A 23,672-nucleotide genomic window follows, 5' to 3' on the forward strand; every position below is an offset into this window, starting at 1 on the left:
CCCTTGTTCCCCCTTCTCGGCCAAAGTAGTGGCCCAATTTTAGGGGGCAAAGACACGTGTATCTGTCCTTCTTTGCACGATTAACGGGAGCATCAAAGACCTTGGTGAACATGCACAGCGGTTAGCGTAGACGCATTTGCGAGACACGCCTCATGCAGGTTCCAAATGTTCAGCCCCAGCAACCTAGCGCTGGAGCCCTTTGTCAGAACGGGCAATGGCGCAATTGACGGGGAAAATGGTCGTCTCGGCGTCAAATCTGAGCCCGAGCGGCGTTTGCATTGGCTCTGGCCTTGACAAGCAGTATCTCAGAATGAAACGTCTCAGGAGTTGGGAGACTATCGAAAAATCAGACCTATACCCGTCATAGCACGGGCCGAAGGTGATATTTGCAACCTCAAACCCTGAGGTTGCGTGGCCTCCCGCGAACAAAAAAATGTTGGGAGTTCGAACATGAAAAACAGCAGCAAGCTTAGCCTCGGCGCATTTGTGACCGCTGCGATGATGGCACCTGCGGCCTATGCCGAAGAGTTCATCACCATTGGTACCGGTGGTGTGACGGGTGTGTATTACCCGACCGGTGGTGCGATTTGCCGCTTGGTCAACAAGGGCCGCAAAGAACATGGCGTTCGGTGCTCGGTCGAATCGACAGGTGGGTCGGTCTATAACATCAACACCATTCGCGAAGGCGAACTGGAATTCGGTGTCGCCCAGTCCGACTGGCAGTACCACGCATATAACGGGACATCCAAGTTCGAAGAGGCCGGCCCGTTCGAGAATCTGCGCGCCGTCTTCTCGGTGCATCCCGAGCCGTTCACCGTTGTGGCCCGCGCGGATGCCGGGATCACCAATTTCGAGGACCTGAAAGGCAAGCGCGTCAATATCGGCAACCCCGGTTCCGGTCAGCGCGGCACAATGGAAGTGCTGCTGAGCGAGATGGGCTGGACAACCGATGATTTCGAACTGGCGACCGAGCTGAAAGCGGCGGAACAGTCCGCAGCGCTTTGTGACAACCAGATCGACGCGATGGTCTATACTGTAGGTCACCCCTCGGGTTCGATCCAGGAAGCCACCACCGCTTGTGACTCGGTTCTGGTGAACGTGGGCGGCGACGCTGTGAACAAGCTGGTCGATGACAACTCGTTCTACCGCACCGCGACCATTCCGGGTGGCATGTATCGCGGGTCGGATGCTGACACCCAGACCTTTGGTGTCGGCGCGACCTTCGTGACCTCGGCGGACGTGTCGGAAGACGCCGTTTATGCGGTGGTCAGCTCGGTCTTTGAGAACTTCGACGACTTCAAAAAGCTGCACCCGGCCTTCGCCAACCTCAAGCCCGAAGAAATGATTGCAGACGGCCTGTCGGCCCCGCTGCACCCCGGTGCCGAGAAGTACTACAAAGAAAAAGGCTGGGTTCAGTAAGCCAGTTCAAGACAGGGTGCCCATGGGCGCCCTGTCACCCAAGATACCCGTGACCAAAACGGGCAAGACGGTAGGCCACAAAAACCGGCCACGACGGGGAGACATGTCATGAGTTCCGACACACAATCCAACCGCCCGCTATCCGAAGAAGAGCTGCAGGATCTTGTTGCCTCTTCCGACGCAGGCGGGCGCAATCCGGTCGGCAATGTCGGGATATTCCTGGCCATTGTTGCGGCGGTCTGGTCGATCTTTCAGGTCACCTTGGCCTCGCCGCTGGCCAACTATGTGCTGCCCGGCAGTGTCGTGAACAATTCCCGTCAGTTCCATCTGGCCTTTGCCATGTTTTTGGCCTTTGCGGCCTATCCGGCCCTGAAATCCAGCCCGCGCGACTATATCCCGGTGCAGGATTGGATCATGGGGGTCTTGGGCGCCTTTGTCGCGCTTTATGGGTATTTCTTCTATCAGAAGATCGTGGATGCCGGCGGACTGGCCGACGACACTGACAAATGGGTCGCTCTGGTCGGGTTGCTGTTGCTGTTCGAGGCCGCGCGCCGCGCGCTTGGGCCCGCGATGGCGATCATAGCGACGATCTTTCTGGCCTATGTTTTCTTCGGATCATCTGAATGGGTGCCCGAGGTTATCCGTTGGAAGGGCGCCAGCCTGAAAAAGGCGATGAGCCATATGTGGATCACGTCCGAGGGCGTGTTTGGCATCGCCCTGGGCGTCTCTACCAAATTCGTGTTCCTGTTTGTGCTGTTCGGAGCCTTGCTCGATAAGGCCGGGGCTGGGAATTACTTTATCAAGATGGCCTTTGGCGCGCTGGGTCACCTGCGGGGCGGTCCTGCAAAGGCCGCTGTCGTGGGCTCTGCCGCGACCGGCCTGATTTCGGGCTCTTCCATTGCGAACGTGGTAACCACCGGCACCTTTACCATTCCGCTGATGAAACGCGTGGGGTTCAGCAGTGAGCAGGCGGGCTCGGTCGAGGTCGCCTCGTCGGTGAACGGTCAGATCATGCCCCCGGTGATGGGGGCTGCGGCCTTCCTGATGGTGGAATATGTGGGTATCTCCTATGTCGAGGTCATCACCCATGCCTTCCTGCCCGCTGCGATTTCCTACATCGCGCTGGTCTATATCGTGCATCTGGAAGCGGTGAAGCGGAATATGCCCACGCTGGGCGACCGCGACGTGCATCTGGCGCGCACGATTGTGGGTATGCTGTCCTTCTTCCTGGTCTTTGCCGGGCTCTGCTATGGCTCGCAATTCCCGGTCGAAGCGATCACAGCCTGGCAACCCAGCATGGCAGGTCTGATAATGTCGCTGATTGTTGTGGCGATCTATGTCGTGCTTCTCAGGATGGCAGCGACCGTTCCTGATCTGGAGCCCGACGATCCAAACGCCAAGCAGGTGACCTTGCCGGTGATTGCCGAGATTTATAAGGCCGGTCTGCACTATTTGTTGCCGATCATTGTGCTCGTCTATTTCCTGATGATCGAACAGAAATCACCCGGCCTGTCTGCCTTCTGGGCCACGGCGCTGCTGTTTGTGATCTTGCTGACCCAAAAGCCGTTGAAGGCGATGTTCCGGGGACAAAGCAACCTGTACAACACCTTCATCGAGGGTGTTGCCGATCTGTGGCAGGGTCTGATCGACGGTGCCCGCAACATGATCGGGATCGCCTTGGCGACCGCCACGGCGGGCGTGATCGTAGGTACCGTGACCCTGACCGGCGTGGGGCAGGTGATGGCCGATCTGGTTGAGTTCCTGTCGGGCGGCAACCTGATCCTGATGCTGATCATGGTCGGTATCCTCAGCCTGATCCTCGGTATGGGCCTGCCGACCACGGCGAATTATATCGTCGTCAGCTCGCTTATGGCCGGGGTTGTGGTCGAGTTGGGCGCGCAGAGCGGGCTGATCGTGCCGCTGATCGCGGTGCACCTGTTTGTGTTCTACTTCGGCATCATGGCGGATGTGACCCCGCCTGTGGGTCTTGCGAGCTTTGCCGCCGCAGCCGTATCTGGCGGGGACGCGATTAAGACGGGCTTTACCGCGTTCTTCTACAGCCTGCGCACCGTCGCATTGCCTTTCGTGTTCATCTTCAACACCGATCTGTTGCTGATCGATGTGACTTGGGTCGAGGGGATAATTGTCGCCATTTCCGCTACTATTGCGATCCTTGTCTTCACGGCGGGAACAATGGGGTACTTTGTGACTCACAGCCGCATCTACGAAAGCGTCGCGCTGATCCTTGTGGCCTTTGCCCTGTTCCGGCCCGACTACTTCATGAACCGGATCGCTCCGCCCTTTGTGTCCGTTGAACCGGCGGCGCTGGAGGAAACCGTGGGCAACGCGGCTCCGGGAACGGAATTACGACTTGTCGTGGCCGGGCCTGATTTCGACACGCTCGAGATGGTGGACACCACTGTTGTGGTCACTGTCGGTGAAGAAGACGGAGGCGCGGCACGCGTCGAAGCAATGGGCCTGTTGCCGATTGCCGAGGATGGCCTGGTCAAACTGGATGAGCCGCTCTTTGGAACGCCTGTGGCGGACGAACTGGGTATCTTTGACTATTACGGTGATGACGCAGTGCGCATAACCTCGGTCAGTTTGCCGACCAGCCAGCCGCCGAAACAGCTGGTCTTTATCCCCGCACTGCTTCTTCTGGGGTTGATCGCATTCCTGCAACGCGGCCGCGCCGCCAGACAAGAGGTGCTCGCATGATCAAATCTGTACTTTGCGCCGTCGATATCAGCAATGGAACGCTGGATTCCCAAGTTCTGACAACTGCAGCCGCGATGGCCGATCAAAACGCGGCACAATTGGACGTGGTAACGGTTTTACCGGATTTCGGCGAAAGCTGGGTGTCGGGCTTTTTTGAAGCGGATTTCCATGAAAAAGCCGTGGACGAGGCGCATGACAAGCTGGTTGAGCTGTGCACAAACGTATTGGGCGAGGGGCGCAATGATACGATCCGCCACGTGGTTGGCACTGGAACGGCCTATCAAGAGATCCTGAAAACCGCCAAAAGTGCGGGCAGTGATCTGATCGTGATCGGAGCCCATAAGCCGGACCTGAAAGACTATCTTCTGGGTCCGAATGCAGCGCGTGTCGTGCGGCACTCGGACGCCTCGGTTTATGTGGTGCGCTGAGCTTAGGCGACCAAGACCAGATCGCGCAGATATTCAAAGCCCGGGATGACATCGGCGCTGTTCTTCAGCTCCAGCACCAACCGGGCCATTGGCGCGCTTTCAGCCAATGCCGCAAAGACCGCATGCCAGTTCACCGTTCCCTGACCAGGCGCCCAGTGCCGGTCGGCAAAGCCGTCAGCATCCTGAATATGAACGTGGGCCAGCTTGGCCCCGGCCACGCGGACGTAGTAATCCACCGGAGGCGCACCCGTCGCACCATGGGCGTAATGCGCATGACCGGTATCAAGTGACGCGCGTACATGATCGACGCCGAAACTGTCGGCCAGCGTGATCCGGTCCATAGGGTTCTTGTCCTCGATATTCTCGATCACAAGCTCAACACCCAAAGCACCGGCGCGGGCGACAACAGGGATCAGAGTGTCGTGTGCACGTTTTAACTTTTCGGCGCGCGCCTTGATATCAGCGTCGAGGTTGTAGGCGCTCCAGGTCGAATAGGGCGAGTGCATGACCATCTGCGTAGCGCCCAAGGCAGCCGCTGCATCCAGCCCTTGATCCAGACGCTTCTGCACGATCATCCGCACCTCGGGGTCGCGGCAATCCAGGGGCAGGTCATAGAAAGGCCCGTGGATCCCAAGCCGACCGGAATAGCCGATCAACTGGGATTTGGCTGTGGCGACCAGATCCAGCGCCGCGTCGCCCAGGTTCTCGGCAAAGATGAAATCCTGAATTTCAAGATCCCGTTGCCCGTCAATCAGCCAGTCGCGATGTGCGGGCAGATCAGAGACCATCAGGGCAGCTCCCAGTTTCAATTCCGTCATGTGGCAAACCTTCTTACGTTTGCCTCCGGCCTAAAGGGGCTGTGTGACAGTCTGACGACAGCGGGTCAGTACCCCGTCATCTCAAGATAGCCGCGCCCCGCATGGCTGCCGGACACGCGCACCGGGCCTTCCCAGTATTCAAACCGTGTACCCATCCAGGCCTGTGGGTTCATCGCCGCCACCTCGACATCAATGCCGCGCGCGGGCAGGGTGATGCGCCAGCGGGTTGGAACGTTGCGACCTGCCACCTCATCCGTGTCCAGCACTTCGAACTGCGCGGCCCCGTCGGGCAAAGTCGCGGTTGTGCCATCGGGGTATATCCATGTGGCCGCCGTGAAATCACCGCGCCCGCCGCGCAGGCGGAAAGCCATCAGCTTGTGACCATCGTTGAGGCTGAGTGAGAACCAATCCCATCCGCTTTGGTCCGAGGCCAACGGCTGCGACGACCACTCGCGATCCAGCCAGGCATTGCCCGTGACCGTGACGTCGCCCGAAGGCAGGCGCAAAACGCCCTGAACATCGTAGGACGGTTGCGAGTAATAGTGGCTGGCCTGACCATCCGCAGATTTGACTGAATAGCCCTTTTGGCCGTGAAACACCAAAGGCCCGGTGGCCGACAGTTGCAGGTCATAGCTGAAAGTGTCGCTGTTGGCCGAGAGCTCCAGTTGGTCGAAATTGTCGCCTCTCATGTGCCATTCATCGATCCAGGCCTCGAAGGGCTGGGCCGAGACACCGGCCTGTCCGATACCGCCGCGCGACAGACGCTCGTCAAAGAAGTGCTGATCGGGTGTGGTGATCGCAGCGTGGCCCATCCAGATTTGCGGGCTTTGCCATCCTTCCTGTTCCTTCGGTTTGAGCGCTGAGCGAAACAAGGTCCATTGCACACCATAGTCTTGCCCATCCGCGCCGGTCAGATTCGCGGTCAGATACCACCATTCAATGCGGAAGCTGGGATGGGGGCCATGGTCGCGCGGGAATGAGAACACGTAATCGGGGTCGGGCGTGTCGAACCCCTCGGCCGAGCCGCCCAGCCCGGCATATCCTTGCGCCCATGCGGTGACAGGTAGCCACAGGGCCAAAAGGAACACCCTAACGCTCATTGGCAAAAACCCGCAGCAAATGGACAGGCGGCAGGCGCATCAGGCGCAGGGCGGGCAGGGCAGCAGCCAAAGCCGCTGCGACCAAGGTCAGCGCGAACAAACGCAGCCAGTCGCCGGGGAACAGGAACATCGGCAGACGCCAACCGAAGGCTTGCACATTGATGACGGCCAGCAAGACCCAGGCCAGGATCAGCCCCAAAGGCAAGGCCAGCACCGCGGTGAGTGCGGCCAGCAACAAGCTGCGCAGCAGCTCCAGCCCTGCCAAATGCCGCCTTGTCAGGCCAAGGGCCCAAACCGGCGCAACCTGCGGCAACCGCTGGGTCCACAGGGTAAGCAGGCTGGTGAGGATCGCAAAGCCGGCCACGCCAAGCGTCAGCACGTTCAGGGCCGAGGTGACGACAAAGGTCTTTTCAAATATCGCCACGGATTGCGCCTTTAGAGCGTGTTGCCGGATCACCGCTTGCGTTGGGAGATCAAATTGGTCGCGCAGTTTTTGTGCCATCTCTGCGGCGCGGACCTCGGGCAGGCGGATGCCAAAGCGCAAGGCGGGCGGCGTATCCGGTGCCAGCACGTCCAGTTGCCGCATCGAAACGATAGCCTGCCCGGTTGGGTTGCCATAGTCGGAGTAAACCCCCGCAATCACGCGCGACTGCAACGATGTCAGATGCAAGATGTCCCCCGGCCAAAGATCTGCGCGGCGGGCCAGCTGTTCATTAATCAGGATGGCCTCGCCCTGCATTACCCTGTCCCAAGCGTCCGGGCTACGCGCAATCAGGGGCCATTTTTCGCGATAGGTTTGGTCATCCACGACACCGTAGAGGAACAGCGGCCCGGTCTCATGGCTGAGTTCTGTGTTTCGGATGGGCAGGATCGCGTCGACCTGCGGGTTCAGCCAATCGGTGATCAACGCGGCCTGTTCGGCATCTTCGGCGCTGAAATACAGCTCGGATGTCAGGCGTTGGTCCAGCCATCCCAGAAAGGTCAGGCGAAAGCTTGAGACCATTGTGCCCACACCGATATTGGCCGCCAAAGCCAGTAGCAGCGCCATCAGCGCCAGCGACAGGCCGGGCAATTGCGCGCGCATGTCGGCCCAGACCCAGGTCGAGATCGGGCCTTTGGCGTGTCGGCCCAGCACCGCCAACAGCGCCGACAGGACCAATGGCAGCAATAGTGCGGCACCGGTCAGCAGAGCGCCGAGCATCGCGAAACCTGCCAGCAACCCCTGCGCGCTGAGATAGATCAGCCCGGCGCCAACCAACAGCAGAAGCCCGACACCGCCCATCACACGATGCGCGGCTGCGTTGCCCCAGGCCTGCAAGCCCGCACCTGAAAGCAATGGCATCTGCGACAGTTTCCACAAAGCGTGGCCCGACGCGGCCAGAGTACCGCCGACCGCCATGGCCAGGCCGCTGGCCACCCACGCAGGACGCAACGAAAGCTGGCCTTCGACCGGAGCACCGTAAAGCCCGCGCAGGGTGGCGGCGACATCGGGCAGCAAGGCTCCGGCCAGAAAGAACCCGATCAGCAGCCCGATGAGACCTCCGATCAGGGCCAGCAAAACCAGCTCGGTCAGGATCAACCAGATCAGTCGGTGCATGGGCACGCCCAAGGCCCGTAAGGTGCGGATGATCCCGCGACGCTGCGCAAAGGCCAGACCGACAGTGCCGTGCACGATGAACAGACCGACTGCAAAGGACAGCAAGCCAAAGGCCGCCAAGTTCAGGTGGAAACTGTCGGTCAGTTGTGCCGTATCTGTCTGTGCTGACGGGCTGCTGCGCAGCAGTTCGGGTGCAAGATCCGCCAGCGGCGTCCGCCCCTGAGGCTGATCGGGCAGGATCACAAGACGCGAGATCTGGCCGGGACGGTCCAGCAGGCGTTCAGCCACGCCGATATCGGTCAACACCAGATCCGGGGGTAAGGCTGTGCTGGTCAAAACCGGTGGAAAGCCTTCGGCCCCGTCAAACAGCATGGCTAGATCTGCAGTCATCAACAGCCGGCCGGGATCGGTCAGTATATCCGCGGGATCGGGCGGGGCCTGGCTTTGTTCTGCCTCGGTGACCGCAGGCAAGGCGGGATAGCTCACCATATCCACGCCCATGATCCGAACGGACCGTCCCTTAATACGCAGCGTGCCATCCAGAACCGCTGCCACCTGCCAGCCATCGCGTCGCAGGGCCACATAGGTTTCTATCGGGATAAACCCGTCGGAATTCTGAATCTCATCGAACTGTCCCAGCGCCAGTTGTGCACTGGCCCGCGCATAGCTGGCCCGGGCTTCGGTATTGATGGCCTGAACCGCCGACCACAGGCCGGTGGCCAGAGCGATCCCGGTCAGCAGCGTGATCAGTTGCAAGCGATGGCTGCGCCAATGGCTGAGCAGTGTTCGGATGACGGTAGCGGTCACGTCACTTGCCCACCAGACAAATGTGCCCGTCGGTCTAGCCGTGCAGCGATGTCGAGGGAATGGGTGACCAGCAACAGTGCCGTGCCGGTATCGGCTACGAGCCCAAGCATAAGGTCCAGAACTGTGGCGCTGGCGGTCTCGTCCAGATTGCCCGTGGGCTCATCCGCCAGCAGCAAGGCCGGTCGCGTCGCCATCGCGCGCCCAATCGCAACACGCTGCTGCTGCCCGCCCGACAAGTTCTCGGGAAACCGATCCAACAGATCCCCAAGGCCCAGATGTTGTGCCAGATGCGCTTCCCATTCGGGATCGTGACGGCCTGCAATCTGTGCGTGGATCGACAGGTTTTGCGCCACGGTGAGCGACGGGATCAGGTTGAACTGCTGAAACACGAGCGACAAGGTTTGCCGCCGAAGCGCGGCGCGCCCTGCGTCCTCCAGACCAGACAGCGGGGTGCCATCCAACGTGATCTCACCCCCATCAAACCCATCCAGCGCTGCAGCAAGGTGCAGCAAGGTGCTTTTGCCACTGCCGCTTTCACCCGTCAGCGCAAGGGTTTGGCCATGGTCCAGTACCAGCGACACGTCTTTCAGAACAGGTCGTCCGCCGGGATAGGTTTTCTGAACGTGGTCAATGGTGAGCAGCATCCGCGATCTCTTATTGTGCCCGTCACAATGTGCAACCGCGCCCGCCCGTGTCCAGTGCCCAAAAAGCGGCGATGCCTTTCGCCGCACCCGATGTGGCGTACCGGGCTTGTTCTCTTCCGTGCAAACCCGCATTCTGAGGGCGGTTTTCACATCTCGATCACAAGGCCTGGCGTATGACATTGTCGCAGCAGATAGTTTGGGGAAGCGTCTATCTGGGCCTTTGTTTTCTGATCGAGCTTGTTCTTCTGACATGGTGCGTCTTGGTGGTGCGCAAACTGGTTGAACAGTGGGAGGTGACCCGGCCCATACTGGCAACAGCAGGCCCGATCAGTGTGGCACTTGTTTTCATAATTCTGATCCATACGCTTCAGGTCTGGATCTGGGCGATTGTCTGGGTCTTAGGTGACGTTTTACCGGATTGGAACACGGCGCTGTATTTCTCGCTCGTGACCTTTACGACGCTGGGCTATGGCGACATCGTTCTGGGTGAAGAGCTGCGCATTTTCGGAGCTTTTGCCTCGGTCACCGGTCTGCTGGCCTTTGGGCTGTCGACCGCCTTCCTTGTGGCTCTGATGACGCGCGTGTTTCAGGAGCGGTTCTTCAACTAGAGGATCGGTGCAAACAGCCGGGCGATCGGAGCGCCAAACCGGATATGGGCGGGCTGCTGTGCCAGATTGCGCGTCAGCTCATAGCTTGAAGTGAAATCTTCTTCCAGCATCTTGGCCGTGGCTTGGGCTGCACGTTCATCGAAAAACAGCGCCATCGCCTCAAAGTTCAGGCGAAAGGACCGGTTGTCCAGATTGGTGGTGCCCACGGCAGCCAGCGCATCATCGACCACAAAAACCTTTTGGTGCAGGAAACCATCGGTATATCGCAAGACCTTGACGCCGCTGTCCCGGATCTCGTTAAAATAGGCAAAAGCAGCCAGCCATGGCAGGCGGTGGTCAATCACATCGGGCAACAGGATGCGCACATCCACCCCGCGCAGGGCCGCGTTTTGCAGCGCGGCCATGATGTCGATATCAGGTACGAAATAGGGCGAGGCGATCCAGATCCGGGATTTCGCCTCGGCAATAGCCGAGAAAAACATCATCGCGCCAGTCTCGGTTTCGTCGCCAGGGCCTGTCGCCACCAGCAAGGCGTTCATATCCTGATCGGATTCGCTGCCGGACCAGTCCAGTTGATCGATCAGATCCTCGTCGCGGGCCCAATGCCAGTCTTCGGTAAAGATCAACTGCAACTGCCGGACCACATGGCCAGTCATCTTCACATGCGTGTCGCGCCAGCGCCCGAAGCGGGGGCTTTCGCCCAGATACTCGACGCCCACATTGTGCCCGCCAATAAACCCCGTCTCGCCATCAATGATCAAGGTTTTGCGGTGGTTGCGATAGTTCAGCTGAAAGCGGTGGTTTGGCCCGCGCTGTTCACGCGGATCAGCTACATCCACACCAGCGTCCTGCAATGCGTCCAGATATGTTGTTGGCAGGCCATAGCTGCCCACCGCGTCAGTCATAAAGCGCACATGCACGCCGCGTTTCGCCGCAGCGATCAATTTGTCCTGCAACTGCCGCCCCAACCGGTCATCGCGCACGATATAGAATTGCACCAGCACATAGTTTTGCGCGCTATCAATTGCCTCGAATATTGATTTGAACGTTGCCTCTCCATCCACCAAAAGCTCGGCCCCGTTCCCGCGTGAGACGGGCATATGCGACAGCGCCTCGAAGGGTCGAGGGTTGATGGTCACGCGATCAGGATCGGGTTTTGAGAAATCGGCAAAGGCTTTGATGCCTTCAACCACCCGCTCGCTCTCACGCCGGGCGATGCGGTAGCCGCGAAACCGGTGGTGGCCTAAGAACAGATAGAGGGGCACGCCCAGCATCGGCGCAGACAGCAGAAAGACGACCCAACCCATGGCCCCTTGTGGCGTTCGCGCGGTCTGCGCCGAGCGTACGGCAAAAACGATGGCCGTGCAGTAAAGCGCGAAGACAAAAAGAGAAACAAGAAGTGTCCACATATTCGGCCATGAGTCAGAGATCAGTTCGCGCCAGTGTAGACGCGTGACCAGTCTTGCGCCATATCCACGATGACCCAGCCCATATCGGGGCCTTTGTCCAGCCCATCGACCAACCGACCGATGGCGCTGTCGCGGTCATAGGCCCATTCGCGTTCGGCATCCGTGTGATGCACAAGAATACCCAGCCGTGCCCCGTCGCCAGCGGTGGTCCATTCCATCATGGCGAAATCACCATCGGAGTTGCCGCCAACAAGGATCGGCCGCCGCCCGATTGTGCGTTCGATATTGATGGGCTTGCCCTCTTTGTCGTCCACAAACACGATACCGCTGGCCTTGGCGATAACGGGAGTATCGCCAGAGGTGTCATATGTGGTCTCGGAATAGGTGCCCAGGACCTGTTCGGGCGGGATGCCATAGGCTTCCTCGGTAAAGACACGCATGAAATGAAGCCCTCCGCCCGAGACGATATAGGTCTTGAAGCCTTCATCGCGCAGATAGCGCAGCAGCTCGACCATGGGCTGATAGGTCATCTGATCATAGGGCAGGCCGGTTGAAGGGTGGCGGGCAGTGTCCAGCCATTCGGCAACCGCATCCTGAAACGCGTCGACCGTCAGGCCGGCATGCGTGGCGTTGACGACTTCGATCAGCGCGTCGTGGCCACCCTCAAGAACGGTCGCCAGATCGCCTTGTGCCGCAGCTTTCAGCGTTGGGCTCGACAGAATGGATGGGTCTTCCTTGGCCAGCGCCGCCAGCCGATCCATGGCAAAAATGAACTGAAAATAGACCGGTTGCTCGGCCCAAAGCGTGCCATCATTGTCAAAAACAGCGATCCGTTCGGCCGGGGTGACATAAGCGGGGTTGTCTGGATCGGTAACCTCGTCAACAAAATCTACAATTTGCGTCTTGGTTTCTCCCTCCGCCCAACTGGGCAGGGGATCGGCCCACAACACACCCGGAGCTAGAAACAGGAATGCGGCAAGAACTGAATTTCGCATCAGAAACCCTTTGAAAACTGTTGAAAAGAAAGGGCCGCCATTGCGGCGACCCCGAAGGTTTCAAAGAAGCCAGACCTAGTTGTTGGTCGGGCTGTTCAGCTTCTCCATCACCTGATCCAGGTTGAAGCTGGCCGCCTTCTGGCGTGGTGGGAATTCCTGGAATGTCGCCAGGAAGTTGCCCACATATTGCTGAGCTGGAACCAGGAAATAAGCGCGATCCAACAGCCAGTCGTAATAGGTGTTGGAGGTGCGATAGGCCCTCTCATACGGATCACGACGCAGGTTGACGATCAACGGTATGCGCAGCTCGGTCCAGGGTTCGATCCAGGCCCGCAGGGTTGCCCAGGCTTTCTGCTCAAGGAAGATCAGCTTCCAATCGTCAAAGCGCAGCGCAGTCAGATCACCGTCATCCGAGAAATAGAAGATCTCTTGCCGCGGGCTTTCTGTGGTTTCTCCCGTCAGAAGCGGCAGGATGTTATAGCCATCCAGGTGAACCTTATAGTCACGGCCCATACCGGACGAGCTATAGCCAGCTTTCAGCTTTTCCTTGATGTCCGGATCACCGGCAACGGCCAGATAGGTCGGCAACCAATCCATGTGATGCACGATCTCATTGGTGACCGAACCCGCTTCGATCTGACCGGGCCAGCGCACCATCGACGGAACGCGCCAACCGCCTTCCCAGTTGGTGTTCTTTTCGCCCCAGAACGGCGTGGCCGCAGCGTCAGGCCAGGTGTTCATGTGCGGACCATTGTCGGTCGAGTAATGCACGATCGTGTTGTCGGCGATCCCAAGTTCATCCAGCAGATCAAGCAGTTGACCCACATGCATGTCATGTTCGATCATGCCTGCGGTGTATTCATCCGCCACGCCGCCAAAGATTTCGTTCGCCTGCGCTCGCATCTCCTCTTTGACATGGGTGCGGAAGTGCATACGCGTGCCGTTCCACCAGACATAGAAAGGCTGACCCTGTTCGTGCGCGCGTTTGATGAAGTCGATCGCCGCCGCGACGGTTTCGTCATCAACAGTTTCCATGCGCTTTTTGGTCAGCGGGCCGGTATCTTCAATGGTGCCGTCCGATTTGGACTTGATAACACCGCGCGGACCATAGGTTTCGCGGAAGGTGCGGCCATCGGCCAGAACCATATCACCGGGATAGTCTTCGTTCTCGGGCTCTTCCTCGGCGTTGAGATGGTAAAGATTTCCGAAAAATTCGTCGAAACCGTGGTTTGTGGGCAGATGTTCATCCTTGTCACCCAGGTGGTTCTTGCCAAATTGACCCGTGACATAGCCGTGATCTTTCAGCAGGCCCGCGATGGTCGGGTCTTCGGTCTGCATACCTAGATCAGCGCCGGGCAGACCTACTTTGGACAAGCCCGTACGGAAAACCGACTGTCCCATGATGTAGGACGACCGGCCCGCGGTACAGGATTGTTCGCCGTAATAGTCGGTGAAGATCATGCCTTCCTTGGCAACACGGTCGATATTGGGGGTCTGATACCCCATGAGCCCCATCGTATAGGCCGAGATGTTGGACTGACCGATATCGTCACCCCAAATCACCAGGATGTTGGGTTTCTGATCCTGTGCCCAGGCAGGAAGCGCCATAGCAATGGCGACTGACGCAACCGCGAACCGGCGAATGGCGCCGCGCCAATTGTCTGCAATCGTGCGAGGTGGGGACATGATGTGCTCCTGATTTGTTTGGACGCCAGGCGCCCCGAAAGAAAATCAAATGGGACTATCCGGCATAAAAGATGTCGGATAGTCCGAAATGGTTCGATGCCCAGGAAGAGGCAGTCAGATAGCACTGGGAATCGAATGCAATCATTCTAGATTATCGTGGAAATTTAGAACTCATCATATGATAATATTACAAAATGGTAATGTCAGATAACGTGAATAAAATGAGACGATTACGCGAAGCCGGATGGTTTGCGACGCGATCCAAAACCTTTCAAGACAGCCTGCTGGCCATTGGCGTACCAAAAGCCTTTGCCGCGGGTGAAACGCTCTATCGTTATGGCGATGAAGCGAATGGTATCTACGCGATACTGGACGGGGCGGTTCAGATTACAGCACCTGCAGATGATGGGCAGGAATTTGTTATTCACCGTGAAGGTCATGGATTTTGGGTCGGAGATCTGGCCTTGTTTGCAGGGGCTTCGCGTCTTGTCAGCGTTGTGACGACTCAATGCAGTCAGACCCTGTTTTTTCCCAATACGCGGATCGAAAACCTGGTTCGCTCGAACCCGGATTACGTTCGGGATTTTTATGCGTTGAGCCACGCAAACATCCAAACGGCGCTGCGGATCATGGCCAATCTTGCCGTCACAGGGACCGAGAAGCGGCTGGTCTTGCGGTTGCTGCATCTCGATGAGTGCAACACAACAGAAGACGACTGGATTGTCGTCTCGCAAGAGGAGCTGGCCGAGATGGTGGCGGTTTCAGCACCAACGCTGCATCGCTGCTTACATCGCCTGGTGGATATGGGTTTGATCGAGTTGGGATATGGCAGGGTAAAGCTCAGCGACAGACGGGCATTGATTGCCAGTTGCCAAAGCTAAGGGTTCAGTGGGGGCAGAGCTGCAGTATGCGGTTTGTCCCCTGACCAACGTAAACGGTCAAGTGCCAACCCGGCAGCGTTCCAATCCGCTTTGTTCGGCTTGTTCTGAGCGTAAATCGCTGCACCAATCTGCGTAAGCGCTGCCTCCAGCTCCGCGCTGTCTGCTGGCCAATCGGCTTTGCTTTTCCACTCTTCCAAACCTGTGTAAACTGTCTTTAAATCATGTGCTTGAAGCCCTGCTTTGATCTGATCAAGGGCGTGTTCCGGCGACGCAAGATAGGTTTGTCTGCGTCGGCTCTTCCAGGTGTTCAAACGCGGTTTTCCAAAGCGGTATATAGTCCAGAATATCCCGGCGAGGATCGCAATCCATCCAAGATAACGTGCGATGTCTGCAGCGTCAGGTGGTGGAGCCTTGGGTGGCACCAAGGTCAAGTCTATGGCGTCGATTTCGATTGTTTCGACTGCGTTGCTTGTCAGATTGAACCATTGGATCGAGACTGCCGGCAACTGGGTGTCTCCACCATTCTGCGCCAGATAGGTTACCTCATCCACGCGCTGCCCGGACAGCACGCCGCGATCTTCGGTCTCGGTTAGTTTTGGCTCTTTCGGATAGGAACGCAGCAGGGTGCCCTGCAGATCCGGCATCAATTGCGGAATCAGCATTGGGGTAGTGCCGGAAATACGTGCGGTCAAACGACGGGTAATGGCGTCTCCGGGGTTGAGTGTGCGTTCACCGTCGATCTCTTGCGTGACGTCGAAACCGGTCGCGATGATCAGCGGGTCCAGTCCGCGTGCCGCATCGGGTACAGTCGCCTCAAAAGTTATCCTGGGAAGGTCCACGGTAGCCTGAATGGGCACGTTTGTGTCCGGATCCGCATATGTGACGACAACCTGCTGTGCACCAAGGTCAAAGGTGCCTGCGGTCAAGGGATAGACACGATAGCTGCGTTGCACGCCTGACCAAGTTTCTCCCTCAATCGCTTCACTTACGGGCCCCGAGGCACGTTCAGGCAAACGGACCAGAAGGTTTTCGCGCTCAAGCGATGGGAAAATTGGCGGCGATGGCATGAAGGTCGGGACCAGCACCTTGACGCGGATAATGGCGGGTTGGCCAACAGTCGTTGCGTCGTCCGGTACCTGGACCGTCACGTTGGGCGTGACTTGAGCCAATGTCGGAATGCCCCAGAAAACCCATATGAACAGCGCTACGTATCTCATTGATTTAAAGCCTGGTTGTCGAGCAAAAACCTATTGCGTAGAAAGTCCTGCATATCGGTATCAATTGCGCTGATCCACTGGTCTGCAGACAAGCCTTCGGCACCGTCTTTCGGGGCCTGAATGGTGGTTTGCGCACCTTTGCTGTCTTCGTTGTCAAAAACGGTATCATCCGCGCCGATCCCGGCTTCTTCCCCCGTGTCCGATTGTTCCCGGGTGGTCTCGACAAATTCAAGTATCGCGCGCGCAACCTCCAAATTGTGCTCCGCCTCGGGCCAGCCGGGCCTGCGGTCCAACGCAGTTTCGAAGGCAGCGATAGCAGGCCGGTATTCTCGATTTCGGATGCGGGCCAATCCTTCGGCAAAGGCTGCTTCGGCCGTGTCCATTTGCGCAAAAACCTCGGCCGCCTCGGGATATCGACCCACCTTCAACATCGCATAGCCACGGTGATACGGCTCCTGATACAGGTCAGCAGCATCTCCATAGCGTTTCTGGTTCATCGCGACCTGCCCCTGTTGATCCGGTGTCAGGAACCAGTTGCGCCAGCCTGAAGCCTGTGCCGGACCGCTCGGAATTGCGAGGATGCAGGCAAGTACGGCCCAGCGGATCACCCAGCCTTTGCGGAACCACAACAAGCACAGAAAGGCCGCAGGCCAAGCCAACAGCCAACCTTGGTCTGTCCAATCCAACCGGTCATCATCATCCAATGCGTCGGCATAGGCCGATTGAATACGCCTGTTCAATCTGTTGATGTCTTGATCGTCCGGAGTAAACGGTACGACAGTTGCGTTGGAAAGGTTGTCCAGTTGGACGATGCGCGCACCGTCGGGAAGCATCGTAAGGAAGAAAATATCGAGTCCTTGGGTGTCGAAACCTTGTGCCTGAGAAGGGTCGAAGTCGTCCAGAATAAACAAGACAGACCCAGGAGTTTCGTTGCTTTCCAATATGTTTAATGCTAAATCTAATGCACTGGATGCGACGTCGCCTTGCTGTGGCATAACCGACGGAACCAGACCTTCTAACAATGGGCGCAGGATATTCGGGTCTTCGGTCAACGGCGCCACCTGGTGGGCCGAGCCAGCATAAGCGATCAAAGCAGTCTGAGCGCCAGACCGGGCTGTGATCATATCGGTGATCTTGTATTTCGCGCGCTCCAGACGCGTAGGGGTCAGGTCTGTCTGCTCCATACTGTCCGTGACCTTCAGCGCAATCACCAAAGGCGCGGTATCTGCGATCAACGGATTCGTCGCCCGCGACCATGTGGGCCCAGAGACCGCTAGCGTGATCAGGAGTGCCGCCAACATCGCAAGATCAGTCGGATAGACACGCCGTCGATCATCCGCACCCAGCAGAAGCGCAGCACTCAGATGTGGGGCGATCCCGTCTGGCAGTTTTTGCGCAGCGCTTTTTCGGGGGCGCAATCGCCACCACAGAATCGTAATCGGAATGAGGAACAGAAGGTAACCCGCTCGCAAAAAATGAAATTCCGCCAAAAACTGCATCACGATACACCTCGGCGCGAATGGACAATGTGCAAGGTGATCGAACTGCCTAGAATCAGCAGCAAAGCAAACAGCAGTGGGAAATGCGCAAGGCTTTGTTTGGGTCGGTAGCTTTGTGTTTCCACAATACGGGGATTCTGCTGGTCAATGCGCTGATAGATCTCGGTCAGAGCGGCTTCGTCATCTGCAAAGAAATACGCGCCACCGGTGCGCGACGCGATCTGTTGCAATGCGCCCAGATCAACCCGGTCTTCTCCGGTGGCATTTGGGTCCCCAACGCCAATCGTGTAGACGACCACACCTTTTTCTGCTGCGATCGCTGCTGCGTTGATCGGCGTCATGCGGCTGGATGTGTCAGCACCATCACTCAGAACGATCATAAGTCGCTGTTCCACTTCGCTGGTGTCGAAGGTGCGGATGCCCAGGCCAATTGCATCACCCAAAGCCGTATTTGGACCTGCCATACCAACTTGAGTTTGGTCGAGGAAGCCATTCAAACTGTTGAGGTCTTCAGTGAAAGGCGCTTGTACAAATGCGCGCGTTCCGAAGATGATTAAAGCCATTCGGTCACCTTGCCTTTGGGCAATGAAGCCACGCAAAACCTCTTTGACCGCGTCCAACCGTTGTTTCGGGGTGCCGGCGCTGGAACGGAAATCGCGCTGATCCATCGAACCTGAAATATCCAGTGACAGCACCACGTCGTGGGCGGATTTTTCGACCACCACCGGATCACCCAGTCGTTCGGGCCGGGCAATGGCGCAGATGAGCAGGCCCCAGATACAGATCACTACAATTGTTTGCAGCCGTGATCGCCCAGCGACCGCGACGCCCGAATGTGGTGCGGCTCCGACCGCTTTGGCGACGTTCCGAAAAAAGGGAATTCGAATGGCCTGGCTTGGCTGGCGATAAGGCGGTGCGTACCAGTAGACCAACGCGGGAAGCGGCAGCAGCAGGAAAACCCAAGGGGAGGCGAAGGACAACATCAGCTTGCGCCTCCGGACTTATGCAAGGTGATCCATGTTCTAACCAATCGCGTGACATCTTTGTTCGGTGATGCCGCTTTGTAGGGGGCTGAGCCGAGTGCCATCCAGGTTTCTCCGGAAAAAGTCATTCGATCAGAGGTTTGTCGAAGAAAGCTCAACCACTCATCGCCGAATAGTCCTGCGACCTCTTGTCGGGGAAAAGCCACCAATGCGGTTCGCCGTAGGATCTCGGAGGCTAATCGAGGGTCATCGGCGGATCGGTCCAGTTCTTTCAGTGCCTGACGGCGGTAAGCGTTTTGGCGCCGGTGTCGGAGGTATAACCAAAGAGCCCTGAGCGCCAACACAACCAGGATCGTAGCCAGAACCGCCCATCCCCAGGTTTGCGGAAGCATGGAAATCGGGGCAGGGTCCGGAGCGGGTTCGAGCATATTCAGCAGATCCACAAGGGATTTCCCATCGGTCTGGATGCTCATTTGCGCCTCCCGCGATGTCCGAACAGATGCAGCAACTGATCCAATGCCGGTTGCGCTGTCGTCAATGGGACGACCGGAAACCCATAGCGCTGCGACCAGAGATGCAGTTGCGACAGTCGGTTTTCCATCGCTGTCCTGATCCGTGCGGAAAGCGCGGGATCGGTATTGTCTACCTCGATTTGGTCGGTGCCGTCGGATACGGTGAGTTTTAGGCCTTTTGGAAGATCCTGTGCGGACGGATCGGATATATTGAACAATATCAGATCATTAGAGCGCGCAAGGTTGCGGATCAGTGCCTCGCTCTTGTCATTCAGCCCGTCGAAATCGGAAAAGACACAGACCAGCGTATTGGTGTGAGCCAAAGCGTTGGCAGACGCCAATATGTCATTCAAGAACACAGTTGGTTCCGGGCGCAGAGCCGCGTTCAGGGCTATGTTCATCGCGCCGATCGAAGACAGAAACCGCATGAGTGCTTTGGCGCGCCGTTGGGGGCGGTGCTCGGCCAGATCGCGGTCGCCGAACACGATGCCGCCGACACGATCTCCTTGTGCCAGAATGCGGTGGGCGGCAATGGCAGCGGCCTCGGCGGCGATAACCGATTTCATATATGTTTTGGTTCCGAAAAACATCGAAACTCTTTGATCGACAAGCAAAAGAGCAGGGCGGTCGCGTTCCTCGGTATAGACCCTAACATGGGGTGAGCGGGTGCGCGCGGTGACTTTCCAATCAATCGTGCGAATGTCATCGCCGGGTAGGTAGGCGCGCAGCTCTTCGAAATTCAGGCCACGCCCGCGCAGACGCGAGGCGTGCCGGCCGTTCAGGATTGAACGGGCCGGTTGGTATGGCAACAGGCTGATTGCGCGGGCCTGTAGCCCCAGACGAAGCAAATGGTCCGCGTCAACATGGATGCGGGGATCGTTCTGATATGATGCCGGGTGCGACATGTCACGGCAGTGCAACAAGCGACAGCATTTCGGTGATCACGTCATCAGCGGATTTGCCCATTCCCTGAGCTTCAAAACTCAGCGTGATCCGGTGCCGGAAGACATCCGGCGCAATGGCTCGGATATCGGCTGGATCGACATAGTCGCGCTGGTTCATCCAGGCATGGGCCCGGCCACATTTGTCCAGCGCGAGCGAAGCGCGAGGGCTGGCACCGACTTCGATCCAGCGGGCAAGGTCGTCGCTGAGTTTCTCGGGTGTACGGGTCGCTTGTACAAGATCGGCCATATAACGATCCATCGCATCAGATACGTGGATTTGGCCAATCTCGGTGCGCGCCGTAAACACGGCTTCTTGCGGAATCGGATCAGCGCGCTTGGGTGCGGTGCTGTTGCTTGCTGCGACTTCCTCGCCGCGCACAAGGCGGATCACCTCGACTTCATCCTCGACCGGGGGATAGGTGATCTGAACATGCATCAGGAACCTGTCCATTTGCGCCTCTGGCAGAGGGTAGGTGCCTTCCTGTTCGATCGGGTTCTGAGTCGCCATTACGATAAACAGAGGTTCCATCTTATGCGTCGTGCCGGACACCGTAACCTGCCGTTCTTCCATAGCCTCAAGCAGCGCGGCCTGAACCTTGGCGGGGGCGCGGTTGATCTCATCGGCCAGAACGATATTGGCAAAGATCGGGCCGGGATCGAACCGGAATGTTCCACCTTGTTCGGTTTGCTGGAATACTTCAGTTCCAGTGACGTCCGAAGGCAGCAGATCGGGTGTGAACTGGATACGGCTGAAACTGGAATCCAGATTCTTGGCCATGGCCTTTACCGCGCGCGTTTTTGCCAGCCCTGGCAGTCCTTCAATCAACAAATTGCCGTTCGCCAACAGTCCAATGACCAATCGGTCAATCACGTCGGTCTGGCCGATGATGGCCTGACTCATGCGCGATTTAAGTTCATTCATCTGATTAAGTGCATTCATTTAGGTCGTCCAATCAATGCTCTGGTTGGTCTTGGCATCACGAAAATGCCCAGGAGAAAGCGGTTGGAAATGTTCTGTAATGATCGCAGGTTAGCAACGATTCAGGGTGTGATCTAGCGTGAATTTCGCGCAGCGAGCTTATGCAGGTCGGCCTTCAACTCGGAGCGTACCGGGCCTTCGTTTGGTTGGTCGCGCAGCGTGTCGAACCAATGCCTGGGTGGCTGACGTCCGGCGGCACGGTTCCAGGACAGGGCGCGCAGGATGCTTTGTGCGTTGGAGTTCAGCTTGTCGGGGATCTCATAGCCGTTGAGCGTGGCCCAGACACCGCTCCACAACCGTCCGACCGACCACGGGTTATACCCGCCACCGCCCAGAACCAGAAAGCGGGGGGCCAGCGGTTTCAGCTGAGCCACCGCACGCCAATGGGCGTTATTAGACAGGGTCAACCGAGACAACGGGTCTTCGGCCACAGCATCGGCACCGCATTGCAAGACGATGGCTTGTGGGTCGAAGTCCTGTGTCACCGGCAGGATTAGCTGATCAAGGATCGCGTCGAATTCACTGTCATTGAGGTTGCGCGCGACCGGCAGGTTCCAGGCCGCACCGCCCGCATCATCAGACAAAGCGCCGGTAAAGGGCCATCTGCGGGCCTCATGCACCGAAATCATCCGCACTTGGGCAGAGCCGTGAAACGCTGCCTCGACCCCGTCGCAATGATGGGCGTCGATATCAACATAGACGATGCGCGAAAGCCCTGCGTTCAGCAGGGTGCGGATCGCCAGAACCGGATCGTTGAGATAGCAGAACCCGTTGGCGCGGTCTGCCATCCCGTGATGCGTGCCGCCTGCGGGGTTGTAGACAATGCCACCGTCCCGGATCAGCTCGGCCGCCAGCATGGATCCGCCCGCAGAGGTCGCAGGGCGACGATACATCTCGGGGAAGACCGGATTGGACAGGGTGCCCAGCCCGTATCGCTCCCGCACGGTGTCTGACACGGCCTGCGCCCGTTCAGCCGCCTGAAGCGCCGCGATATAGTCGGGAGTGTGAAAGGCCATCAACGCCTCGGGCTTGGCGCGGGGGCTGACGCGATAGCTCTGGGGTGTCAGCCAACCCAAGGCACGGCACAGGTCCATCACGGTCGAGACGCGCGGAATGGCCAGCGGATGTTGTCTGCCATATGTCGAATGGCGATAGATCTCGGACCCGATGAAAACTGGGTGGTCCAGCATTCACGATTTGGCCTGTTGCGGGTCATCATCCCCAAGCCTGCCGTCCAGAGACATCAGGATCGCCACCGGGCGCAGGGCCGGGACATGGCTGAAAATGATCAGGATGCACACGGTCAGAGGTACGCTGAGGAAAGCGCCGATCAAGCCCCAGACTGTGGTCCAGAACATCAGGGCCAGGATCACCAGAAAGGTCGACATGTTCAGCGACCGACCCAGCATCGCGGGATCGACGAAGTTGCCAATCACAAACTGGATCGTGCCACATCCCAGCACCACCACCAGAAACGGGCCGATGCTTTCAAACTGCACCAGCGCGATCAGCGCCGGAAACACCACGGCGATGATCGATCCGATCGAGGGGATGAAGTTCAGCGCAAAGGTCAGAACCGCCCAGGTCTCGGCATATTCCAGACCCAGGGCGCGAAAGATGGAATAGCTGATGCCGGCAGTGATCAGGCTGATCAGCGTCTTGACGCCGACATAGCGCTGCAGGCTGAACGAAATGGCCCCCAGGACCGAAGCCAGATCAGCTCCGAATTCTGGTGCACCAGCCGCCAATTGGATCTTTTTGCGAAAGGCCAGACGCTCGGCCATCAGGAAGGCCACATAGAGGCTGATCAGAAAGAACTGGTTCAGCAACGAGGTCGCGCTGCCCAGCAAAAGCCGTGCCACATAAGACATGTCGATGCTGATCAGGTTGTCGCGGATAAAGCTGGTCACATCGTTGCCCACAAGACCGGTGATCCGGTTCACCGCATTGTCGAACTGCGTCTCGTAGGTGCCGATGGTACGCGCAAATTGCGTCGCCTGACTGCCAAGAACATACATGATCATGAACAAACCGGCCAGAACCAGCACCACTCCCACCAGATTGGCCAACCAGACCGGGGCGCGGGTCAGGGCGATCACGCGATCTGCCAGGGCGATGATCAGCACATTGATCAGTAACGCCATGGTCAGCGGGATCAGAAAGCTGGCCCCGGCATAAAGCGCCAGCACCACAAGCGTCGCAACAATTGTCACGTCGCGGATCACCGACAATTTCAGGCGGGGGTGGTCTGTCTGGCTGTCTGGTTGCGGGGTCATGAACGGGCCTTATCGGGCATGAGGCGGGCGCAGGTCCCGCAAGGGTCAGACCTGATCCTGCACAGGTTCGGCGTTTTTTCAATCCGGTCAGGCTCTTATCTGCCGGATTTCGACCCGCGCTGGGTCACTGTGGGTTCAGTCACCACACAAGG

The 23,672-nt window shown here is 58.1% G+C and carries 20 protein-coding genes; 5 read left to right on the plus strand and 15 right to left on the minus strand.

All coding sequences use genetic code 11. The features are described from left to right. Positions 1–450: 450 nt before the first annotated feature. The 3 genes from GOW40_RS00005 (at position 451) to GOW40_RS00015 (ending at position 4,565) form a co-directional block, all read left to right on the plus strand. Positions 451–1,419, plus strand: a complete 969-nt coding sequence (locus GOW40_RS00005; RefSeq protein ID WP_171129624.1) for a TAXI family TRAP transporter solute-binding subunit — start codon at positions 451–453, stop codon at positions 1,417–1,419. Positions 1,420–1,527: 108 nt separating this feature from the next. Next, positions 1,528–4,137, plus strand: a complete 2,610-nt coding sequence (locus GOW40_RS00010; RefSeq protein WP_171129622.1) for a TRAP transporter permease — start codon at positions 1,528–1,530, stop codon at positions 4,135–4,137. Further along, positions 4,134–4,565 carry a universal stress protein gene (locus tag GOW40_RS00015; RefSeq protein WP_171129620.1) on the plus strand — a complete coding sequence of 144 codons (432 nt, stop codon included), beginning with the start codon at positions 4,134–4,136 and terminating at the stop codon, positions 4,563–4,565. Before GOW40_RS00010 ends, GOW40_RS00015 begins: the two co-directional genes overlap by 4 nt. 2 nt (positions 4,566–4,567) lie before the next feature. On the opposite strand, the gene GOW40_RS00020 is transcribed toward GOW40_RS00015, so the two are convergent. From GOW40_RS00020 to GOW40_RS00035, 4 genes are all read right to left on the minus strand, one after another. Next, complete coding sequence (locus GOW40_RS00020) at positions 4,568–5,383, minus strand: sugar phosphate isomerase/epimerase (RefSeq protein ID WP_171129618.1); 816 nt, start codon at positions 5,381–5,383, stop codon at positions 4,568–4,570. 65 nt (positions 5,384–5,448) lie between these two features. Further along, the gene (locus GOW40_RS00025) at positions 5,449–6,483 is read right to left on the minus strand and encodes a lipocalin-like domain-containing protein (protein ID WP_171129616.1); all 1,035 of its coding nucleotides are present in this window, start codon (positions 6,481–6,483) and stop codon (positions 5,449–5,451) included. Then, the gene (locus GOW40_RS00030) at positions 6,473–8,887 is read right to left on the minus strand and encodes an FtsX-like permease family protein (protein ID WP_171129614.1); all 2,415 of its coding nucleotides are present in this window, start codon (positions 8,885–8,887) and stop codon (positions 6,473–6,475) included. Before GOW40_RS00030 ends, GOW40_RS00025 begins: the two co-directional genes overlap by 11 nt. Next, positions 8,884–9,531 carry an ABC transporter ATP-binding protein gene (locus GOW40_RS00035; protein WP_171129612.1) on the minus strand — a complete coding sequence of 216 codons (648 nt, stop codon included), beginning with the start codon at positions 9,529–9,531 and terminating at the stop codon, positions 8,884–8,886. Before GOW40_RS00035 ends, GOW40_RS00030 begins: the two co-directional genes overlap by 4 nt. A 173-nt stretch (positions 9,532–9,704) precedes the next feature. Between GOW40_RS00035 and GOW40_RS00040 the strand changes: the two genes are divergently transcribed. After that, on the plus strand, positions 9,705–10,139 hold the full coding sequence (locus GOW40_RS00040) for an ion channel (protein ID WP_171129610.1): 435 nt from the start codon (positions 9,705–9,707) through the stop codon (positions 10,137–10,139). Here the strand turns inward: GOW40_RS00040 and cls are convergent. The 3 genes from cls to GOW40_RS00055 all read right to left on the minus strand — a co-directional run bounded on the left by cls (position 10,136) and on the right by GOW40_RS00055 (position 14,229). After that, a complete protein-coding gene (gene cls / locus GOW40_RS00045) occupies positions 10,136–11,548 on the minus strand; it encodes a cardiolipin synthase (RefSeq protein WP_171230820.1) in 1,413 nt (470 codons plus the stop codon). The genes GOW40_RS00040 and cls overlap by 4 nt on opposite strands. Positions 11,549–11,568: 20 nt before the next feature. After that, positions 11,569–12,543: an HAD family phosphatase gene (locus GOW40_RS00050; RefSeq protein ID WP_171129605.1), complete on the minus strand. Its 975-nt coding sequence runs from the start codon at positions 12,541–12,543 to the stop codon at positions 11,569–11,571. A 75-nt stretch (positions 12,544–12,618) separates the two neighbouring features. Beyond that, positions 12,619–14,229: an arylsulfatase gene (locus GOW40_RS00055; protein ID WP_171099149.1), complete on the minus strand. Its 1,611-nt coding sequence runs from the start codon at positions 14,227–14,229 to the stop codon at positions 12,619–12,621. Between the two features lie 221 nt (positions 14,230–14,450). On the opposite strand from GOW40_RS00055, the gene GOW40_RS00060 reads away from it, so the two are divergent. Further along, the gene (locus tag GOW40_RS00060) at positions 14,451–15,110 is read left to right on the plus strand and encodes a Crp/Fnr family transcriptional regulator (protein ID WP_254444215.1); all 660 of its coding nucleotides are present in this window, start codon (positions 14,451–14,453) and stop codon (positions 15,108–15,110) included. Here the strand turns inward: GOW40_RS00060 and GOW40_RS00065 are convergent. The 8 genes from GOW40_RS00065 to GOW40_RS00100 all read right to left on the minus strand — a co-directional run bounded on the left by GOW40_RS00065 (position 15,107) and on the right by GOW40_RS00100 (position 23,520). Then, positions 15,107–16,327 carry a BatD family protein gene (locus GOW40_RS00065; protein ID WP_171230821.1) on the minus strand — a complete coding sequence of 407 codons (1,221 nt, stop codon included), beginning with the start codon at positions 16,325–16,327 and terminating at the stop codon, positions 15,107–15,109. The genes GOW40_RS00060 and GOW40_RS00065 overlap by 4 nt on opposite strands. Next, a complete protein-coding gene (locus GOW40_RS00070) occupies positions 16,324–17,826 on the minus strand; it encodes a VWA domain-containing protein (RefSeq protein ID WP_171129601.1) in 1,503 nt (500 codons plus the stop codon). The genes GOW40_RS00065 and GOW40_RS00070 overlap by 4 nt, the downstream gene beginning before the upstream one ends. After that, entirely contained in the window at positions 17,826–18,809 is a 984-nt protein-coding gene (locus GOW40_RS00075) for a VWA domain-containing protein (RefSeq protein WP_171129599.1), read from the minus strand. The genes GOW40_RS00070 and GOW40_RS00075 overlap by 1 nt, the downstream gene beginning before the upstream one ends. Then, a complete protein-coding gene (locus tag GOW40_RS00080) occupies positions 18,809–19,282 on the minus strand; it encodes a DUF4381 domain-containing protein (protein ID WP_171230822.1) in 474 nt (157 codons plus the stop codon). Before GOW40_RS00080 ends, GOW40_RS00075 begins: the two co-directional genes overlap by 1 nt. Continuing rightward, entirely contained in the window at positions 19,279–20,226 is a 948-nt protein-coding gene (locus GOW40_RS00085) for a DUF58 domain-containing protein (protein ID WP_171129595.1), read from the minus strand. Before GOW40_RS00085 ends, GOW40_RS00080 begins: the two co-directional genes overlap by 4 nt. Before the next feature lies 1 nt (position 20,227). Continuing rightward, positions 20,228–21,205 (minus strand): MoxR family ATPase, encoded by a 978-nt coding sequence (locus tag GOW40_RS00090; protein ID WP_171129592.1) that lies wholly within the window; start codon positions 21,203–21,205, stop codon positions 20,228–20,230. A 113-nt stretch (positions 21,206–21,318) separates the two neighbouring features. Continuing rightward, positions 21,319–22,434, minus strand: coding sequence for an acetoin utilization protein AcuC (locus tag GOW40_RS00095; RefSeq protein ID WP_171129590.1), 1,116 nt, complete (start codon positions 22,432–22,434; stop codon positions 21,319–21,321). Further along, a complete protein-coding gene (locus tag GOW40_RS00100; protein WP_171129588.1) occupies positions 22,435–23,520 on the minus strand; it encodes an AI-2E family transporter in 1,086 nt (361 codons plus the stop codon). Positions 23,521–23,672 lie beyond the last annotated feature (152 nt).

It is taken from the genome of Ruegeria sp. HKCCA6707 (assembly GCF_013033515.1).
Taxonomy (GTDB): Bacteria; Pseudomonadota; Alphaproteobacteria; order Rhodobacterales; family Rhodobacteraceae; genus Ruegeria.

Excerpts from the sequence above, each read along its gene's own strand:
- GOW40_RS00095 (WP_171129590.1), bottom strand. The coding sequence starts at position 22,434 with ATGCTGGACCACCCAGTTTTCATCGGGTCCGAGATCTATCGCCATTCG.
- GOW40_RS00070 (WP_171129601.1), bottom strand. The coding sequence starts at position 17,826 with ATGCAGTTTTTGGCGGAATTTCATTTTTTGCGAGCGGGTTACCTTCTG.
- GOW40_RS00025 (WP_171129616.1), bottom strand. The coding sequence starts at position 6,483 with ATGAGCGTTAGGGTGTTCCTTTTGGCCCTGTGGCTACCTGTCACCGCA.
- GOW40_RS00020 (WP_171129618.1), bottom strand. The coding sequence starts at position 5,383 with ATGACGGAATTGAAACTGGGAGCTGCCCTGATGGTCTCTGATCTGCCC.
- GOW40_RS00100 (WP_171129588.1), bottom strand. The coding sequence starts at position 23,520 with ATGACCCCGCAACCAGACAGCCAGACAGACCACCCCCGCCTGAAATTG.
- GOW40_RS00050 (WP_171129605.1), bottom strand. The coding sequence starts at position 12,543 with ATGCGAAATTCAGTTCTTGCCGCATTCCTGTTTCTAGCTCCGGGTGTG.
- GOW40_RS00065 (WP_171230821.1), bottom strand. The coding sequence starts at position 16,327 with ATGAGATACGTAGCGCTGTTCATATGGGTTTTCTGGGGCATTCCGACA.
- GOW40_RS00010 (WP_171129622.1), top strand. The coding sequence starts at position 1,528 with ATGAGTTCCGACACACAATCCAACCGCCCGCTATCCGAAGAAGAGCTG.
- GOW40_RS00035 (WP_171129612.1), bottom strand. The coding sequence starts at position 9,531 with ATGCTGCTCACCATTGACCACGTTCAGAAAACCTATCCCGGCGGACGA.
- GOW40_RS00015 (WP_171129620.1), top strand. The coding sequence starts at position 4,134 with ATGATCAAATCTGTACTTTGCGCCGTCGATATCAGCAATGGAACGCTG.
- GOW40_RS00090 (WP_171129592.1), bottom strand. The coding sequence starts at position 21,205 with ATGAATGCACTTAATCAGATGAATGAACTTAAATCGCGCATGAGTCAG.
- GOW40_RS00005 (WP_171129624.1), top strand. The coding sequence starts at position 451 with ATGAAAAACAGCAGCAAGCTTAGCCTCGGCGCATTTGTGACCGCTGCG.
- GOW40_RS00075 (WP_171129599.1), bottom strand. The coding sequence starts at position 18,809 with ATGTTGTCCTTCGCCTCCCCTTGGGTTTTCCTGCTGCTGCCGCTTCCC.
- GOW40_RS00055 (WP_171099149.1), bottom strand. The coding sequence starts at position 14,229 with ATGTCCCCACCTCGCACGATTGCAGACAATTGGCGCGGCGCCATTCGC.
- GOW40_RS00060 (WP_254444215.1), top strand. The coding sequence starts at position 14,451 with ATGAGACGATTACGCGAAGCCGGATGGTTTGCGACGCGATCCAAAACC.
- GOW40_RS00080 (WP_171230822.1), bottom strand. The coding sequence starts at position 19,282 with ATGAGCATCCAGACCGATGGGAAATCCCTTGTGGATCTGCTGAATATG.
- cls (WP_171230820.1), bottom strand. The coding sequence starts at position 11,548 with ATGTGGACACTTCTTGTTTCTCTTTTTGTCTTCGCGCTTTACTGCACG.
- GOW40_RS00040 (WP_171129610.1), top strand. The coding sequence starts at position 9,705 with ATGACATTGTCGCAGCAGATAGTTTGGGGAAGCGTCTATCTGGGCCTT.
- GOW40_RS00085 (WP_171129595.1), bottom strand. The coding sequence starts at position 20,226 with ATGTCGCACCCGGCATCATATCAGAACGATCCCCGCATCCATGTTGAC.